The organism is Streptomyces sp. NBC_01410 (genome assembly GCF_045040195.1).
Lineage (GTDB): Bacteria > Actinomycetota > Actinomycetes > Streptomycetales > Streptomycetaceae > Streptomyces.
Window position 1 is genome coordinate 946,409 of sequence record NZ_CP109530.1, and the last position, 16,320, is coordinate 962,728.

Here is a 16,320-nt window from a genome sequence, read left to right on the forward strand (position 1 = left end):
GCAGCCCGCCGGACGAGGGAAGAGATTTTCTGATGCTGTGTCAGATTCTTTGCGGTGGTTGACACCACCCTGCCTTGGCAAGAAAGTTTCACTGCCGTGGCAGTTCCCGAAAGATACTTTCAGGAGGGTGCTGGATGACTGAGGACGCAGCGGGCAGAGGGATCAGCCGGCGCAGGCTCGGCAGCGGGGTACTGGCCCTGGGCGGAGCGCTCGCGCTGGCACCGATTCCCTTCGCCGAGGCGGCTTCGGCCTCGGGAGGCGGACCGGGAGCGGGCTCGGCCGGCGGGCCGGAAGGCGGCACGGGCAGCGGGCCGGAAGACGACTTGGGCGGCCTGTCCGGCGCCGGGCAGCCCACGCTGCGGCGCGGCTCCGCCGAGCAGGCCGGGCTGATCCCCGCCCATCTGGACCGGCTCGTCACCGACGCCGAGAAGTTCCTCGGTCCGTCCCCCAAGCACCCCTGGTACGCGGGAGCGGTGCTGCTCGCGGGACGCGGCGGCACGGTGGCACTGCACCGGCCGATCGGCAAGGCGGTGCGCTATGCGGCATACGACGAGAAGGCCGACGCGGGCGTGGAGTTCCCGGCGGAGCGGCAGATCGCCATGGCCGAGGACACCGTCTTCGATCTGGCATCCGTCTCGAAGCTGTTCACCTCGATTCTGGCGGTGCAGCAGATCGAACGCGGCGCCCTGGCACTGGAGGCCGAAGTCGCCTCGTATCTCCCGGACTTCGGGGGCGCGGGCAAGCAGGACATCACCGTGCGTCAATTGCTCACCCATACCTCGGGGTTCCGCGCCTGGATTCCGCTCTACAAGGAGCCGACGAGGGAGGGCAAGCTCCGGCTGCTCTGGAACGAGGCCCCTGCCAGTCCTCCCGGCACCAAGTACCTCTACTCCGACCTCAATCTGATCTCGCTGCAGCTGATCCTGGAGAAGATCACCGGTCACACTCTGGATGTACTGCTCCACAACGAGATCACTGCTCCACTCGGGATGCACCGCACTCGCTTCAACCCGCCCGCCTCCTGGAAGCCGAAGATCGCCGCCACCGAGGACGCCCGGCTGCCCTGGTCGGGTCTCGACCGCGGTCTCGTCTGGGGCGAGGTCCACGACGAGAACGCATTCGGCTTCGGCGGCGTCGCCGGTCACGCCGGAGTCTTCTCCTGCGCCTGGGACCTCGCGATCCTCGCCCGCACCCTCCTCAACGGCGGTGTCTACGGACGGTCCCGCATTCTGCGCCGGGCGTCCGTGGAGCTGATGTTCACCGACTTCAACACCGCCTTCCCCGGCGACGAGCACGGCCTCGGCTTCGAGCTCTACCAGCACTGGTACATGGGTGCCATGGCCACACCCCGCACCGCGGGTCACACCGGCTTCACCGGCACCAGCCTGGTGCTCGACCCGAGCACCGACTCGTTCCTGATCGTGCTCGGCAACTCCGTGCATCCGGTGCGCAGTTGGCGTTCCGGCAGCGCACCGCGGATCGCCGCCGCCAACAACATGGCCCGCGCGGTCGCCGTACGCCCCGAGCGCGGCCGCACCGCCTGGTTCTCCGGCATGGCCGGTGCCACGAACGCCGTTCTCGGCCTCCCCGCGATCGCCCTCACCTCGCAGCGGGCCCGGCTGTGCTGCTCGCTGTGGTGGGACACCGAGCCTGGGTCGGACGCGCTGTTCCTGGAGGGGTCGACGGACGACGGGGTGACCTGGCGGGCGGTGCCGTTCACGACCGTACGCAAAGGGGCCGAACCGCAGCCGCACCCCACAGGGTCGGCGACCGGCTGGTCCGGGCGTGTCTGGCACCGGCTCACCGCGGATCTCTCGGCGTGGCGCGGCGGCACGGTACGGCTGCGCTGGCGGTATGCGACCGATCAGCTCTATGTCGGCCGCGGGGTGTATGTGGACGCCCTGCGCGTCGAGGACGACGGCCGCCCGGTCTTCGACGAGGCGCGGCCCGCGGACGCCGCCCGGATCGAGGCCAACGGGTGGGCGCCGTCGCGGGACTGAGCCCGTGGGGGTGCCCGGCGGACACCCCCCGGAACTGACCTACCGGCCGAGCACCGCCATCGCGGCGTTGTGCCCCGGCACGCCGCTGACCCCGCCGCCACGCACGGCGCCCGCACCGCACAGCAGCACATTGGCGTGAGCCGTCTCGACGCCCCAGCGCCCCGTCGACTCGGCCGCGTAGGGGAAGGCGAGATCGCGGTGGAAGATATGGCCGCCGGGCAGCCGCAGTTCCTGTTCGAGGTCGAGCGGGGTCTTCGCCTCGATGCAGGGCTCGCCGTGCTCGTCGAGCGCGAGACAGTCGGCGATCGGCTCGTCCAGATACGAGTCCAGCTCGGCGAGGGTCGACGCGAGCAGTTCGCCGCGCGCCGCCTCGTTGTCGGCGGCGAACAGGCGCGCCGGAGTGTGCAGCCCGAACAGCGTCAGGGTCTGATACCCCTGCGCCGCGAGTGCGGGACCGAGGATCGACGGGTCGGTCAGGGAGTGGCAGTAGATCTCGGACGGCGGCGCGCTCGGCAGCCGCCCCTCGGCTGCCTCCCGGTACGCGGTCGCCAACTGCCCGTACCCCTCCGACACATGGAAGGTGCCGGAGAACGCGTCCCGCGGATCCACCGAGCGGTCGCGCAGCCGGGGCAGCCGGCGCAGCAGCATATTGACCTTGAGCTGGGCGCCTTCGGCGGGCGCGGGAGGCTCGTCGCCGAGCAGCGCGGCGAGGGCCTGCGGCGAGGCGTTCACCAGGACATGGCCGGCCGCGACCGTGCCCTCGGCCCCGTCGGCACGGAAGGCCACCTCGGCCCGCTCGCCGTCGGTCTCGATCCCGGTCACCTCGTGCAGTACGGCGATCTCGGCTCCCGCCGCCCGCGCCGCGCCCTCGAGCGCGTCGGTCAGCGCGCCCATGCCGCCCACCGGCACGTCCCAGTCCCCGGTCCCCCCGCCGATCACGTGGTAGAGGAAGCAGCGGTTCTGGAGCAGCGAGGTGTCATGGGCGTCGGCGAAGGTGCCGATCAGGGCGTCGGTCAGCACCACTCCCCGGACGAGATCGTCGGCGAACCGCTTCTCGATCGCCACGCCGATGGGCTCCTCGAAGAGGATCCGCCACGCCGTCTCGTCGTCGATGCGCGCCCGCAGGGCCTCGCGGGTCGGCAGCGGCTCGGTCAGCGTCGGGAAGACGCGCTCGGCGACGCGCCCCGTCATCGCGTAGAAGTCCTGCCAGGACTCGTACTCCCGGTCCCCGCCGGTGAGACGGGCGAAGGAATCCCGGGTGCCGTCGCCGCCGACGAGGAGGCCGCCGGTGCCCTTGGGGGTGTAGGAGGAGACGGTGCGTTTGCGGACGGCGAAGCTCAGCCCCAGGTCGCGCACGATCTTGTCGGGGAGCAGCGACACGAGATACGAGTAGCGGGACAGCCGGGCATCGACCCCGTCGAAGGGGCGGGTGGAGACGGCGGCTCCCCCGGTGTTTCCGCGGCGCTCCAGCACGAGGACGGAGCGTCCGGCACGGGCAAGGTAGGCGGCGGCGACCAGGCCGTTGTGGCCGCCGCCGACGATCACGACGTCATACGAAGTGTGTGCGGGCATGGCCGGACCCTAACCTCCAGGTCCTGTTCGGTCGATCAGGCCGGATCAGTGAGCGGGTCTGGCGATGGGGGCACCTCCCGTGCCCGAAGGGCTACGGGGAGAGGGGCCGTGCCAGGGCACGCGGGCCAAGATCGGCCGGACAGGGCCTAGCTGTGCGGTGTGCCTCGCTGCTGTCGCATGGCCGCCACGCGGCGGTACAACTCGACCGCCTCCGTGTGTCGGCCGAGCTGCTCCAGGCAGTGCGCCTCGTCGTTACGGCTGGCCAGCGCGTCGGGATGGTCCATGCCCAGGACCCGTTCCCGCGCCGTGGCGACCTGGCCGTAGACCGCCAGCGCGTCCGCCCAGCGGCCCAGCCAGCCCAGGCCCACGGCCACCTCGCGGCGGCTGACGAGGGTGTCAGGATGGTCCGCGCCGAGGACACGCTCGCGCAGGGCGCACACGTCGCGGGCCTCGGCGAGGGCCTCCTCCCAGCGGGCGAGACGCCCGAGGTTCACGCCGAGGCCGTGGCGGGCGCGCAGGGTCTCGGGGTCGGCGGGACCGTGCAGTCGGGTGCGGTCGTCGACAAGCTCGCGATACAGCTCCAGGGCCTCCGCGCTGCGGCCGAGCCGGCCGAGGCTTATGCCGACCTCGTAGCGTGCGGCGAGGGTGTCGGGGTGGTCGGCGCCCAGCGCCCTCGCGCGGGAGACCACCACCTCGCGATACGTCTGAAGGGCTTCGGCCCAGCGCCCCAACTGACCGAGTGCGTACGCGACTTCGTACCGTGTGACAAGCGTGTCGGGATGTTCGGCGCCGAGCACCCGGCCCCGCGCCGCGGCGACCTCGTACGCCATCCGGTAGGAGTCCTCCAGGCGCCCCAGTCTGCTGAGGTTGAAGGCGAGGTTGTGGCGGCAGCGCAGGGTGTCGGGGTGTTCGGGCCCCATGGTGCGCTCACGGGATTCAAGCACCGCCGCGTACACCTCGTGGGCCTCGAAGTGCCTCCCGAGCTGGCCGAGGACGTACGCCGTCTCCTGGCGTGCGGCGAGCGTCTCGGCATGGTCGGCGCCCAAGGTCCGCTCACGCCCCTCCGCGACCCGGACGAACTCCCGCAGCGCGTCCGCGGCGCGCCCGGTGCGGCTCAGGGTGAAGCCGACCTCGTAACGGCTGGCCAGGGTGTCCGGGTGGTCGGGCCCCAGGGAGTGTTCGCGCTCCGCGGCGACCGCGCGATGCACCTCGCCCGCCTCCTCCCAGCGGCCGAGCCGGCCGAGGCTGAGGCCGGCGTTGTGGCGGCCGGCGAGGACTGCAAGCAGCTCGGGCGGCGGCGTGGGGCGCTCGGCCCCGGCGCGCGGCGGCAGCAGCGGGCCGCCACGCGGATCGGTGGACGTCGTCCACTCGCCGGTCAGCCCCGCGGTGTGGTCGGGCAGCGCGGGCCGCAGCGCCGAGGTCCCGGTCGCCTTGTGGCCGGTCGTCATACCGCGGGTCCAGGACGGGAGCCGCGGCTCGCTCGACGGCGGCTGCTCGGGGCGCGGCCCCGGCACGACACCGTGCGGCTGCCCCTGGCCCGCGGCCGAGCCGATCCGCCGTCGCAGGTCATTCGCGTCGTCGGGCCGTCCCTCGGGGGTCTTGGCGAGCAGATCGAGGACGATCCGCTGGAAGTACTCCGGAATCTCGGCGCGATGGGTGCGCAGCGGCTGCGGCGAGGTGTCGCGGTGCCCGACGAGGACCGCCCAGGCGTCCTCGTGGTCGAAGGGCGGGACGCCGGTGGCTATCTCGTAGAGCACACAGCCCAGGGAGTACAGATCGCTGCGGTGGTCGACATGGTCGCCGCTGATCTGCTCGGGCGACATGTAGTGCGGCGTGCCCATGGCGATGCCGGTGCCGGTGAGCTTGGAGGTGAAGCCGATGTCCGCGCCGAGGCGGGCGATGCCGAAGTCGCAGATCTTCACCGCGCCGTCGGTGAGCCGCATGATGTTGGCGGGCTTCAAGTCGCGGTGGACGATGCCCTGTTCATGGGTGTACGCGAGAGCGTCGGCGACCTGTTCGGCGATGTCGACGACGTCGGCCACGGGCAGCGGATGCTGTTTGTTGTCTTCGAGGAGCTGGCTGAGGTTGCGGCCCTGAAGCAGCTCCATGACCAGGTACAGCACGCCTTCGTACTCGCCGAAGTCATGGACTACGGTCACCCCGCGGTGCTGGAGCGCGGCGGCGACCCGCGCCTCGCGACGGAAGCGCTCCCGCAGGACCCGCGTGAAGGACTTGTCGTCGCGCTGAGGTCCCAGTGGCTTGAGGCACTTGACCGCGACATTGCGCCCGAGCGCCTCGTCACGGGCCCGCCACACCTCGCCCATGCCTCCGCGCCCGATGAGATCGAGCAGTCGGTACCGGCCTTGGATCAGCCTGGTTTCCGCCATCGCGTGCTGTCGCCCCCGTCGCTGAGCTGCGCCCTCCTCGGCCCGTCCAGTATGGCCTCCTGTCTGCGCAGTTTGTACGGGGCCGGGCGGCTGCCGGGGCCGAGTCGCGCCATCGCTTTCAAGATGTGACCTGGCGGGAGTTGCCAGCGTAGACGGGAGGGAACGCAGCGCAGCAGGTTGCCGCTGGCGATGAGCTGATGCGTGACGCGTTCGGGGGCGGGGGCGGGTCTGCCGTAGAGCTCATGGGCGTAAGGGGGCAGTGCGTTGTAGGCGAGTTCGGCGACGCGCCGCCACAGCAGTTCACGCGCCGGGACGAGCAGGGTGTTGATCGGCGGCCGTTGGAGAAAGTCGTCCACGTCGTGCGCCTCGGGTCCGGCGGCGAGCTCGGGGCGTACCCGGTCGAAATAGGCGTCGAGCTCTGCGACGGACGACGGCACGCCGGCCGGGTCGAGTCCGACGAGGCGGGCCGCCTCGCGCTGTTCGTCGAGATAGCGGTCGGCCTGGGCGTCGCTGAGGGGGAAGCCCGAGCGGCGTCCGACGGCGAGATACGAGCCGACCTCGGCGCAGTGCACCCACAGCAGGAGCTCGGGCTCGTCGACGCCGTAGCGCTCTCCGGTGGCGGGGTCGGTGGCCCCCAGGCGGGTGTGGATACGGCGGACCCGGGCACCGGCCCGCTCGGCAGCCGGGGCGGTGCCGTAGGTGATGGTGCCGACGAAGTTCGCCGTGCGCATGAGGCGTCCCCAGGCGTCGTGGCGGAAGTCCGAGTTCTGCATGACGCCTCGTACGGCGCGGGGGAGCAGCGCCTGGAGGTAGAGGGCACGTACCCCGGCGACCCACATCATCGGGTCACCGTGCAGCTGCCAGGTCACCGAGTCGGGTCCGAAGAGCCCGGGGTCCGCGTCGCCATCACTCATGTTCCCCTCCCAGGCTTCAGTATGAACCGGGCGGGCGTCTTCGCGTCCGCCGGCGCCGTCACCTGGCCCGGCTCCTGCGCCTGGGCGACCGGAGCCGCGAGCGCCTGCGCCCGGCTCTCCGGGGGCGCCACGGCCCCCTTCCTGCCGGGAATGCCCCCCTTGCGGCAATATGACCAGGCTTTTTACCATTGCGTATACGCGCTATGCGGACTGCGGCCACACGGAGGCCGGTATGACGAGTACCGGATTCGGACAAGAGGGCGTCTCGCCCTATCTGCCCATAGCCGAGCACGGCCTCATCGGCGATCTTCACAGTGCGGCGCTCGTGGGCACCAACGGAACCATCGACTGGTACTGCTGCCCGCGCTTCGACTCACCCAGCGTGTTCGCCTCCATTCTGGACGCGAACCGGGGCGGATCTTTCGAGCTGGCCGCCGACGTGCCGACGCGAACCCGGCAGTTCTACTTTCCCGATACAAACGTTCTCATCACGCGGTTCTTCGCCTCCGACGGGGTGGCCGAGATCCAGGACTTCATGCCGATCACCGACGAGAGCGCGGCGGCCCCGCACCGGCTGATCCGGCGGGTGATCTGCGTCCGGGGATCGCTTCCGTTCACAGCGCGGGTGGCTCCACGCTTCGGCTACGGGGCCGAACCGCATTCCGCGGAGTTGCAGGGCAACACCGCGCTGTTCCGCTCCGAGAGCCTGTCGTTGGCGCTGATGGCCACCGCGCCGCTGGAGTGCGACGGCCTGGACGCGCGCTCGCGCTTCAAGCTCCTCGAGGGCGAGTCCGCGGTGTTCGCCCTGGACCCGGTCAGTGGTGACGTCATCCCGCACGCCTGCCCCCAGGCCGAGGCGGAGGACCAGTTCGAGACCACCGTCAGGTTCTGGCGCAACTGGCTGGCCGCCTCGCGCTACCACGGGCGGTGGCGGGAGATGGTGCACCGCTCCGCGCTCGTGCTGAAGCTGCTCACCTACGCGCCGACCGGCGCCATCGTGGCTGCCCCGACGACCAGCCTGCCCGAGCAGATCGGCGGCGAGCGCAACTGGGACTACCGGTTCGTGTGGGTCCGTGACGCCGCCTTCTGTGTGTACGCCATGCTCAGGCTGGGCTTCACGGAAGAAGCCGAGGCGTTCATGGGCTTCCTGTCCGAGCGGGGCACCATGCGGGGCAGCGGTTCCGAGGGGCCGCTGCAGATCATGTACGGAATCGACGGGCGCAACGAGCTGCCCGAGCGCGAACTGCCCCACCTGGAGGGCTACCTGGGCTCCGCCCCGGTGCGGGTGGGAAATGCCGCCACCGGCCAGCTCCAGCTGGACATATACGGAGCGCTCATCGACTCCGTCTACCTGTACGACAAGTGGGGTCAGCCCATCAGCAGCGACCGGTGGGACGAGCTCGGTGTGCTGGTGGACTGGCTCTGCGACCACTGGGACCAACCCGACGACGGCGTGTGGGAAACGCGCGGCGGACGCAGGAACTTTGTGTACTCGCGGCTGATGTGCTGGGTGGCGATAGAGCGAGCCATCCGGATGGCGAACCGGCGCGGCCTGCCCGCGGACCTCCCCCGCTGGCGGCAGAGCCGTGATGCGATCTACCGGCAGATCATGCAGCGCGGCTGGTCCCCTGATCGAGGGGCGTTCGTTCAGCACCTCGAGGATCACGTACTCGACGCCTCCGTACTGATGATGCCGATGGCCAAATTCATCTCACCCACCGACCCGAAATGGCTCGCTACCCTGGACGCGCTCACCGCGGACCTGGTGTCGGACTCCTTGGTCTACCGCTACGACCCCGAAGCCAGCCCGGACGGCCTGCGCGGGGCCGAGGGCACCTTCTCGATCTGCTCCTTCTGGTACGTCGAGGCGCTCGCCCGCGCCGGACGGCTGGAGGAGGCCCGGCTGGCCTTCGAGAAGATGCTCACCTACGCCAACCACGTCGGCCTGTACGCCGAGGAAATCGGGCTGACCGGCGAACAGCTCGGCAACTTCCCGCAGGCATTCACCCATCTCTCGCTGATCAGCGCCGCGTTCAACCTCGACCGCGCCCTTGGCTGACAGTTCGGGCTAAATACCCTCAAAACTGAACACCTTTCCCGCCAGGCGGCACCGTTTGAACGATCAAACTGGCGACGGGTTAGCATATGAGCGCCGCCTAGCTCGAAAGATAAATCTGTGACTGTCAATGACGACTCGTTCACCAACTGGAAAAACCGCGAGGAGATCGCGGAGTCGATGATCCCCATCATCGGGAAGCTGCACCGGGAGCGGGACGTCACGGTCCTGCTTCACAGCCGCTCCTTGGTGAACAAGTCGGTGGTCAGCATCCTCAAGACCCACCGATTCGCCCGGCAGATCGACGGTGAGGAGCTCTCGGTCACCGAGACGCTGCCGTTCCTGCAGGCTCTCACCACGCTCGATCTCGGCCCTTCCCAGATCGACATCGGCATGCTCGCCGCGATGTACAAGGCCGACGACCGCGGTCTCTCGGCGCAGGAGTTCACCGCCGAGGCCGTCGTCGGCGCCACGGGCGCCAACAAGATCGAGCGCTGCGAGTCGCGCGACGTCGTCCTCTACGGTTTCGGGCGCATCGGCCGCCTCGTCGCCCGCCTGCTCATCGAGAAGTCCGGCTCCGGCAACGGCCTGCGCCTGCGCGCCATCGTCGTCCGCCAGGGCGGCGACCAGGACATCGTCAAGCGCGCCTCACTGCTGCGGCGCGACTCCATCCACGGCCAGTTCCAGGGCACGATCACCGTCGACGAGGCGAACAGCACGATCATCGCCAACGGCAACGAGATCAAGGTGATCTACGCCAACGACCCGTCGGAGGTCGACTACACGGCGTACGGCATCAAGGACGCCATCCTCATCGACAACACCGGCAAGTGGCGCGACCGCGAGGGCCTGTCGAAGCACCTGCGCCCGGGCGTGGACAAGGTCGTCCTCACCGCGCCGGGCAAGGGCGACGTCCCCAACATCGTCCACGGCGTCAACCACGACATGATCAAGCCGGACGAGCAGATCCTGTCCTGCGCGTCGTGCACCACCAACGCGATCGTCCCGCCGCTGAAGGCGATGGCGGACGAGTACGGCGTCCTGCGCGGTCACGTGGAGACCGTCCACTCGTTCACCAACGACCAGAACCTGCTGGACAACTACCACAGCTCCGACCGGCGCGGCCGCTCGGCGCCGCTCAACATGGTCATCACCGAGACCGGTGCCGCCTCCGCCGTCGCCAAGGCGCTGCCCGACCTCAAGGCGCCGATCACCGGCAGCTCGATCCGTGTCCCGGTGCCGGACGTCTCGATCGCGATCCTCAGCCTGCGGCTCGGGCGCGAGACCACCCGCGAGGATGTCCTCGACTACCTCCGCAACGTCTCGCTGACCTCGCCGCTCAAGCGCCAGATCGACTTCACCACCGCCCCCGACGCGGTCTCCAGCGACTTCATCGGCTCGCGCCACGCCTCGATCGTCGACGCCGGCGCCACCAAGGTCGACGGCGACAACGCGATCCTCTACCTGTGGTACGACAACGAGTTCGGCTACTCCTGCCAGGTCATCCGCGTCGTTCAGCACGTGTCCGGGGTGGAGTACCCGACCTACCCGGTCCCGGTCGTCTGATCCCGGCGGACTTTCCCATCCGGCCTCCCGGCGGGCGGGCGGCCGGATGGGCCATTCACACACGCTGTGACCAGGATTGCCAGTTGGCATCAGAGAATGTTCGTGACCCGCACTGATGCCAACTGGCTTCAGCGACTGGTGGTCCAGGTCGAGCGAGAGTGATTGTTGGTCCTGTGGGCTGAGTGAGAAGCCCTCCCCACGACCGGAACCCGTGCCGCCGTTCGCCCATCCTGTACCCCGGGTGGGCTTGCTTCGCTTACCCTCTCGCGGACGCTTTTGAGAGGTCTTCACCATGCCCGTGGCCAATCCCCGTTTCAGCATCCTGTCCGACGACTTCGCCGCAGCCCCCTACCACCACTCCGCACAGCTGAGGGAGCAGGCTCCGGTGCACTACGAGCCGGCGATCGACAGCTATTTCCTCTCCCGCTACCAGGACGTCAAGCGGGTACTTACCGACCATGAGGCGTTCACTACCCAGACGCTGCAGGTGCGCGCCGAGCCGGTGATGCGCGGGCCGGTCCTCGCCCAGATGACCGGGGCCGAGCACACCGCCAAGCGAAAGATCGTCGTCCGGGGTTTCACCGGCCAGGCCCTCAAGAAGCAGATACGCGCCGTCCACGCCAACGCCGCTGAACTCATGGCCCCCTTCCTTTCCCGAGGCCGGATGGACCTCGTCAACGATTTCGGCAAGCCCTTCGCCGTCCACGTGACCCTCGATGTCCTCGGTTTGGACAGAGAGGACTGGCGGCAGGTAGCCGCCTGGCACAGCGGGGTCGTCGAATTCATCACCAGCATGACTCTCACCCCCGAGCGCCGCCGGCACTGCATGGACTGCGCGGAGCAGCTGGAGGCCTATCTCGTACCCGTCATCGAACAGCGGCGCCGCCACCCCGGCGAGGACCTGATATCGACGCTGTGCACCGCCGAGTTCGACGGCGTCGCCATGAGCAATCGCGACGTCACCGCGCTGATCATCAACGTGTTGGCTGCCGCCACCGAGCCCGCGGACAAGACCCTCGCCCTGCTCTTCAAGCACCTGATCGACCACCCCGAGCAGCTGGCGCAGGTCCGCCGGGACCCAAACCTGCTGGCCGCCGCGATCGCCGAGACCCTGCGCTTCACCCCGCCGGTCCAGCTCATTCCCCGCCAGGCGGAGGAGAACGCCGTGTTCGCGGGCACCACCGTCCCGGCAGGTGCCACCGTCTTCTGCATGATCGGCGCGGCCAACCGCGACCCCGATGCCTTCACCGCCCCGGACACCTTCGACATCCACCGCCCGGACCTGGGCACCGCCCGCTCCTTCACCGCGGCCGCCCAGCACTTGGCCTTCGGTACCGGACTCCACCAGTGCGTCGGCGCGGCCTTCGCACGCGCCGAGATCGAGACCGTCGCCGCAATGCTCCTGCCCCTGCTCAACGAGGTCTGCTACAGCCCCGGCTTCCGCTACCAGGAGACCGGCCTGTACACCCGAGGCCCTGTCTCCCTGTCGCTGGACTTCATTCCGTCCACGAAGGCGGCACCGGCCACGACCGACGGCCGTCCCTGACCCCGGCCTCTCCCGGGCCGGCCCGGCGTCGTGTCCTCCACGGCTCCAGCGGCCAGAACCAATTCCATGCCCCTACTCTCTTCAGGCGTATACAGCGATGACATCGACCGACATCACCCGAGCCATCAACGACTTGCTGTTCACGCCGGGCCTCGACCTCGCCGAAGCCCTCGACCGGCACTTCACCCCTGACTACCGCCAGCGCACCGACGGCGTGTGGAGTGACCGGACCTCCTTCGCGCAGCACATCACACGCCTCCGCTCCCTGATCCGCAGCGGACACATAGAAGTCCACGACGAACTCCGGGACGGACTGCGCTACGCCGACCGCCACACCGTCACCCTCAGCCGGCACAACGGCCGCATCTCCCGCACCGAGGTCTATCTCTTCGCCCAGCTGGCCCCCGACGGCCGCTTCCATCGCGTCGAAGAAACCACCCTCCTGATCACCGGCCACCCCGACGACGGGAACCTCGGGCTCATCAAGTGACATGGACAGGGCCTCCGTTAGGATCTCCCCGGAGTAGCTGGCCCTGGCGGGGGAATCGGCCTCCGAAGCGCCGGATGCGACACCGCCCTGCGACTCGTGCCGGTCGCTGTCGCCGCCCGTGCCCGATGGGTGTCTCCGGGCATGGCTTTCCAGTGCTGGAGCAAGGGGATGGGAGCCGCCATGGTGTCCGTGGGAGAGAGGCTGAGCAGAGCGCGCGTGCGGGCGTTCATCGGCCGGGACGAGGAGCTCGGGCGCTTCGAGGAGGCTTTGGCCGGCGCTCCCCAGGCACCGTTCGCGTTCTACGTGTACGGGCCGGGCGGCATCGGGAAGTCGACGCTGCTGAGGCGTCTGGCGGACCACGCTCGTGCCGCGGGCCGGCTGCTCGTCGAACTCGACGGCCGGTTCGTCAGCCGGGACCCGGCCGATTTCGAGCAGGCTGCCGGTCCTTTCCTGGATGTTCCAGGCGCGGTCCTGTTCGTGGACTCCTTCGAGCACTGCCAGTGGCTGGAGAGCTGGCTGTGGCACCACTTTCTGCCCCGCGCCGCGGACGACACCCTGGTCGTCCTGGCCGGACGGCGCGCTCCGCAGCCGCAGTGGACCGCCGATCCCGCCTGGTCCGGGCTCCTGCACGTGACCGAACTGGAGCCGTTCTCCGCGGAGCAGGCCCGGAATCTGCTGATCGCGGCGCAGATCCGGCCCGAACTGCGCGACCGGGTGCTCCGCTTCGCCGGCGGCAACCCGTTGGCCCTGTCCCTCGCGGCCGCGGCAGGATCGGCGGGCTGCTCCAGGGAGGAGATCTGGGCCCCGTCGGCGGACGTCCTGCGCACACTGGTGGCGGGGTTGATCGGTGAGGTCCCCACGGCAGCCCACCGCCGCGCCCTGGAGGTGGCGGCACAGGCCCACTCGACGTCCGAGGAACTGCTCGCCTCCGTGCTGCCCGGTGAGGATGCCCATCTGCTCCTCTCCTGGCTGAGGGACCTGCCCTTCATGGAGTCCACGCATCGGGGGCTCCACCCGCACGACGCCGCACGCGAGACGCTGGCCGCCGACCTGCGCTGGCGCGCTCCCAACGCGTTCGAGACGATGCGCCGGCGTCTGGCGGACGAGTACCTGCGCATCCTGCGCGAGGGACCCGAGGAGCGGGTGTGGACCGTCACCGACGAGCTCTTCTACCTCTTCCGGGAGGGGCAGACCCTGGCCCGGCTACGCACCTGGTCCCGCGAGGACGAGGTGCACGACCGTCCGCTGCACCCCGACGACATCGATGTCGTGCTGTGGATGGCCGAGGAGACCGAGGGGGCCGCCTCCGCGGAACTGGTCCGCTACTGGGCACATCGCCAGCCGCAGGCTTTCAGCGTCTACCGTCTCGTGAGCACGGGCCGGATCGTGGCCTTCACGGCCCGACTCGCTCTGCCCGCCCCTCCTGACCCTCAGGACCTTGCCACCGATCCTGTCGTCGCCGCCGCGTGGCGGTACACCGATGCCACCGCCCCGGTGAACCCCGGCGAACACATCGGCATCAGCCGCTTCTCGATCTACCCCGAGCGGTACCAGGTGCCCTCGCGCGTCATCGACTTGAGCAGTTCCCGGGCTCAGGCGGAGGCAGCCCGTGCCCGCGGCCGCGCCTACGGCTTCGCCGTCTACCGGGACGCCGAGACCTGGGCCGAGCGGGTCGAAGGCACCCTCGGCGACACGGGGGCGCGCCCGCGAGTGGGCGAGCACACCTACGGGCTGTTCAGCGTCGACTGGCGTCAGGTCCCCGTGGAGACATGGCTCCTCCGCTTCATATCAGCCCCCGACGCACCGGTCCCGTCCGGACCATCGGCCCTATCGCGTACCGCGTTCGAGCAGGCCGTGCGCGAAGCGTTGGCGCACTGGCGCGATCCGGGCGCCTTCGCCGCCTGTGCCCTGATGCGTACGCGTCTCGCAGCCGACTTCGGTGATCCCGTCGAGGAGTTGCGTACGCTGCTGCGCCAGGCCGTCGACGACCTCGCCCAAGACCCGCGCGGAGTGCGCGCCTGCGGGGCCCTGACGGCAGGCTACTTCTCCGGTGCACCCACCCAGGAGGCCGCGGCCCGCCGCCTGAGCCTTCCGTACGGCACCTACCGTCGCCACCTGCGCCAGGGCCTGGACCTGCTCTGCGAAGCCCTGTGGCAGCAGGAGGTGCACGGCCCCCGATAGCAACCGAAGGCGCACGCTGGGCAGTTGCGAGTGGACAGGTGCGGACAGCAGTGGACAGTCCCCGCCCCTGTCGGGCCTGGAAAGTGGACAGCGGCCGGCACGAGCCTGTGCGCCATGAACGTTGCAGGCACGCAGACGAACCAGGCAGCACTCCAAGCCCGCCGGCCGGGAGCCGTGCTCGCGGCACTCGCCGCGGCGCAGTTCACCGTCATGCTCGCCACCTCGATCGTCAATGTGGCACTTCCGCAGATCCGCGCCGGAGTCGGCCTGTCGGACGGCGGAACCACCTGGGTGGTCAACGCCTACGGCCTGGCGTTCGGAGCACTGCTCCTGGCGGGCGGGAGGGCGGCCGATCTCCTCGGCCGCCGTCGGGTGCTGATCGCCGGGCTCGCGCTGTTCGCCGGGGCTTCGCTGTCGGCGGGACTGGCCACCGCTCCGGGCGTGCTGATCGCCGCCCGCGCCGTTCAGGGCCTTGGCGCCGCCGCCATCGCCCCGGCCGCGCTCGCCCTGACGATGGACCAGTTCCCCTCCGGCCCGGGGCGGGGCAAGGCACTGGGGGTGTGGGGGGCCGTCTCAGGCGCGGGAGGAGCGGGCGGCGTCCTGCTGGGTGGTGTGCTCACGCAGGCGTGGGGCTGGCCTTGGATCTTCCACTCGGTCGCGCTCGGGGCGGCGCTGGTCCTGGCCGCTGTGGCTGCGCTCGTGCCACGGGCGGCCGGACAGAAGGCAGGGCGGTTTGACCTGCTGGGCACGGCCACCGTCACCCTCGCCCTGACCTGCCTGGTCTGGAGCCTGACCACCGCACGCGGTGCCGGCTGGACCGACGGCCGGGTGCTGGGCGCCCTCGGAACCGCCGCCGCGCTGCTCGCGGCCTTCGCCGTGATCGAGCGCCGCCGTCCGAACGCACTGATACCGCCCCGTCTGTTCACTACCGGCCAGGTTGCCGCGGGCAACCTGCTGATGGCGCTGCTGGGCTCGGTGTGGATCGCCCTGTTCTTCTTCCTGCCGCTCTACCAGCAGCAGGTCCTCGGATCCAGCCCCTTGGCAACCGGAGCGGGACAACTCCCGCTCGCCGGCGCCAATATGCTCGGCGCCGCCCTGGCGCCGCACATCGCCCGGCGCATCGGAGCCTCCGCGACGGTGACCGGGGCCCTGCTCACCGAGGCCGCGGGCCTGATGTGGCTGTCACGGATCAGCGCCCACGGCAGCTATCTCGCCGACCTCCTCGGCCCAAGCATCGTGATCGGCGCGGGCCTCAGCATCGCCTTCGTCCAGCTCACCGCGCTCGCCGTGGACGGCGTCCCAGGGGAGGACGCGGGCCTGGCCGGCGGCCTGGTGAACACCACCCGCCAGGTCGGCGGCGCCGTCGGCCTCGCCGCCCTGGCCACTCTGGCCGGCTCCGTCACCGCCCACGCGGCCACCCACCAGCCCCTTTTGGAAGCCCTCACCGCCGGCTACCGCACCGTCTTCACCGTCGCCGCCGCGGTCCTGGCCGCAACATCCCTCCTCGCGCTGCTCCTCACCCGCCGCACCGGCCCGCGTACCGCAACCACCTCCACCGTCCCGGCCTCCGACCCGCAACCCGCCTGAATCTCCCGCATCCGGCTGAAC

10 protein-coding genes are annotated in these 16,320 nt (G+C 70.2%); 7 read left to right on the forward strand and 3 right to left on the reverse strand.

From position 1 onward, the window contains the following. Window positions 1-134: 134 nt before the first annotated feature. Window positions 135-2,000, forward strand: coding sequence for a serine hydrolase (locus OG741_RS04365; RefSeq protein ID WP_405595320.1), 1,866 nt, complete (start codon window positions 135-137; stop codon window positions 1,998-2,000). Between the two features lie 39 nt (window positions 2,001-2,039). Here the strand turns inward: OG741_RS04365 and OG741_RS04370 are convergent, their stop codons facing one another. The 3 genes from OG741_RS04370 to OG741_RS04380 form a co-directional block, all read right to left on the reverse strand. After that, window positions 2,040-3,572, reverse strand: a complete 1,533-nt coding sequence (locus tag OG741_RS04370; RefSeq protein WP_405595321.1) for a phytoene desaturase family protein — start codon at window positions 3,570-3,572, stop codon at window positions 2,040-2,042. Window positions 3,573-3,718: 146 nt separating this feature from the next. After that, complete coding sequence (locus OG741_RS04375) at window positions 3,719-5,959, reverse strand: tetratricopeptide repeat protein (protein ID WP_405595322.1); 2,241 nt, start codon at window positions 5,957-5,959, stop codon at window positions 3,719-3,721. Next, window positions 5,941-6,873, reverse strand: coding sequence for an oxygenase MpaB family protein (locus OG741_RS04380; RefSeq protein WP_405595323.1), 933 nt, complete (start codon window positions 6,871-6,873; stop codon window positions 5,941-5,943). Before OG741_RS04380 ends, OG741_RS04375 begins: the two co-directional genes overlap by 19 nt. Before the next feature lie 232 nt (window positions 6,874-7,105). Here OG741_RS04380 and OG741_RS04385 point away from each other — a divergent pair, with 232 nt between their 5' ends. The 6 genes from OG741_RS04385 (at window position 7,106) to OG741_RS04410 (ending at window position 16,299) form a co-directional block, all read left to right on the forward strand. Continuing rightward, window positions 7,106-8,932, forward strand: a complete 1,827-nt coding sequence (locus OG741_RS04385) for a glycoside hydrolase family 15 protein (RefSeq protein WP_405595324.1) — start codon at window positions 7,106-7,108, stop codon at window positions 8,930-8,932. Between the two features lie 117 nt (window positions 8,933-9,049). Next, the gene (locus OG741_RS04390) at window positions 9,050-10,495 is read left to right on the forward strand and encodes a glyceraldehyde-3-phosphate dehydrogenase (protein ID WP_405595325.1); all 1,446 of its coding nucleotides are present in this window, start codon (window positions 9,050-9,052) and stop codon (window positions 10,493-10,495) included. A 292-nt stretch (window positions 10,496-10,787) separates the two neighbouring features. Beyond that, a complete protein-coding gene (locus OG741_RS04395; protein ID WP_405595326.1) occupies window positions 10,788-12,041 on the forward strand; it encodes a cytochrome P450, cyclodipeptide synthase-associated in 1,254 nt (417 codons plus the stop codon). Window positions 12,042-12,138: 97 nt separating this feature from the next. Further along, window positions 12,139-12,531: a nuclear transport factor 2 family protein gene (locus OG741_RS04400; RefSeq protein WP_266485020.1), complete on the forward strand. Its 393-nt coding sequence runs from the start codon at window positions 12,139-12,141 to the stop codon at window positions 12,529-12,531. Between the two features lie 180 nt (window positions 12,532-12,711). Next, complete coding sequence (locus OG741_RS04405; RefSeq protein ID WP_405595327.1) at window positions 12,712-14,712, forward strand: ATP-binding protein; 2,001 nt, start codon at window positions 12,712-12,714, stop codon at window positions 14,710-14,712. 114 nt (window positions 14,713-14,826) lie between these two features. Further along, window positions 14,827-16,299 (forward strand): MFS transporter, encoded by a 1,473-nt coding sequence (locus OG741_RS04410; protein WP_405595328.1) that lies wholly within the window; start codon window positions 14,827-14,829, stop codon window positions 16,297-16,299. Window positions 16,300-16,320 lie beyond the last annotated feature (21 nt).

Bases quoted from the DNA above. Each gene is read 5' to 3' on its own strand.
- OG741_RS04365 (WP_405595320.1), top strand. From the start codon at position 135: ATGACTGAGGACGCAGCGGGCAGAGGGATCAGCCGGCGCAGGCTCGGC.
- OG741_RS04370 (WP_405595321.1), bottom strand. From the start codon at position 3,572: ATGCCCGCACACACTTCGTATGACGTCGTGATCGTCGGCGGCGGCCAC.
- OG741_RS04375 (WP_405595322.1), bottom strand. From the start codon at position 5,959: ATGGCGGAAACCAGGCTGATCCAAGGCCGGTACCGACTGCTCGATCTC.
- OG741_RS04380 (WP_405595323.1), bottom strand. From the start codon at position 6,873: ATGAGTGATGGCGACGCGGACCCCGGGCTCTTCGGACCCGACTCGGTG.
- OG741_RS04385 (WP_405595324.1), top strand. From the start codon at position 7,106: ATGACGAGTACCGGATTCGGACAAGAGGGCGTCTCGCCCTATCTGCCC.
- OG741_RS04395 (WP_405595326.1), top strand. From the start codon at position 10,788: ATGCCCGTGGCCAATCCCCGTTTCAGCATCCTGTCCGACGACTTCGCC.
- OG741_RS04400 (WP_266485020.1), top strand. From the start codon at position 12,139: ATGACATCGACCGACATCACCCGAGCCATCAACGACTTGCTGTTCACG.
- OG741_RS04405 (WP_405595327.1), top strand. From the start codon at position 12,712: ATGGTGTCCGTGGGAGAGAGGCTGAGCAGAGCGCGCGTGCGGGCGTTC.
- OG741_RS04410 (WP_405595328.1), top strand. From the start codon at position 14,827: ATGAACGTTGCAGGCACGCAGACGAACCAGGCAGCACTCCAAGCCCGC.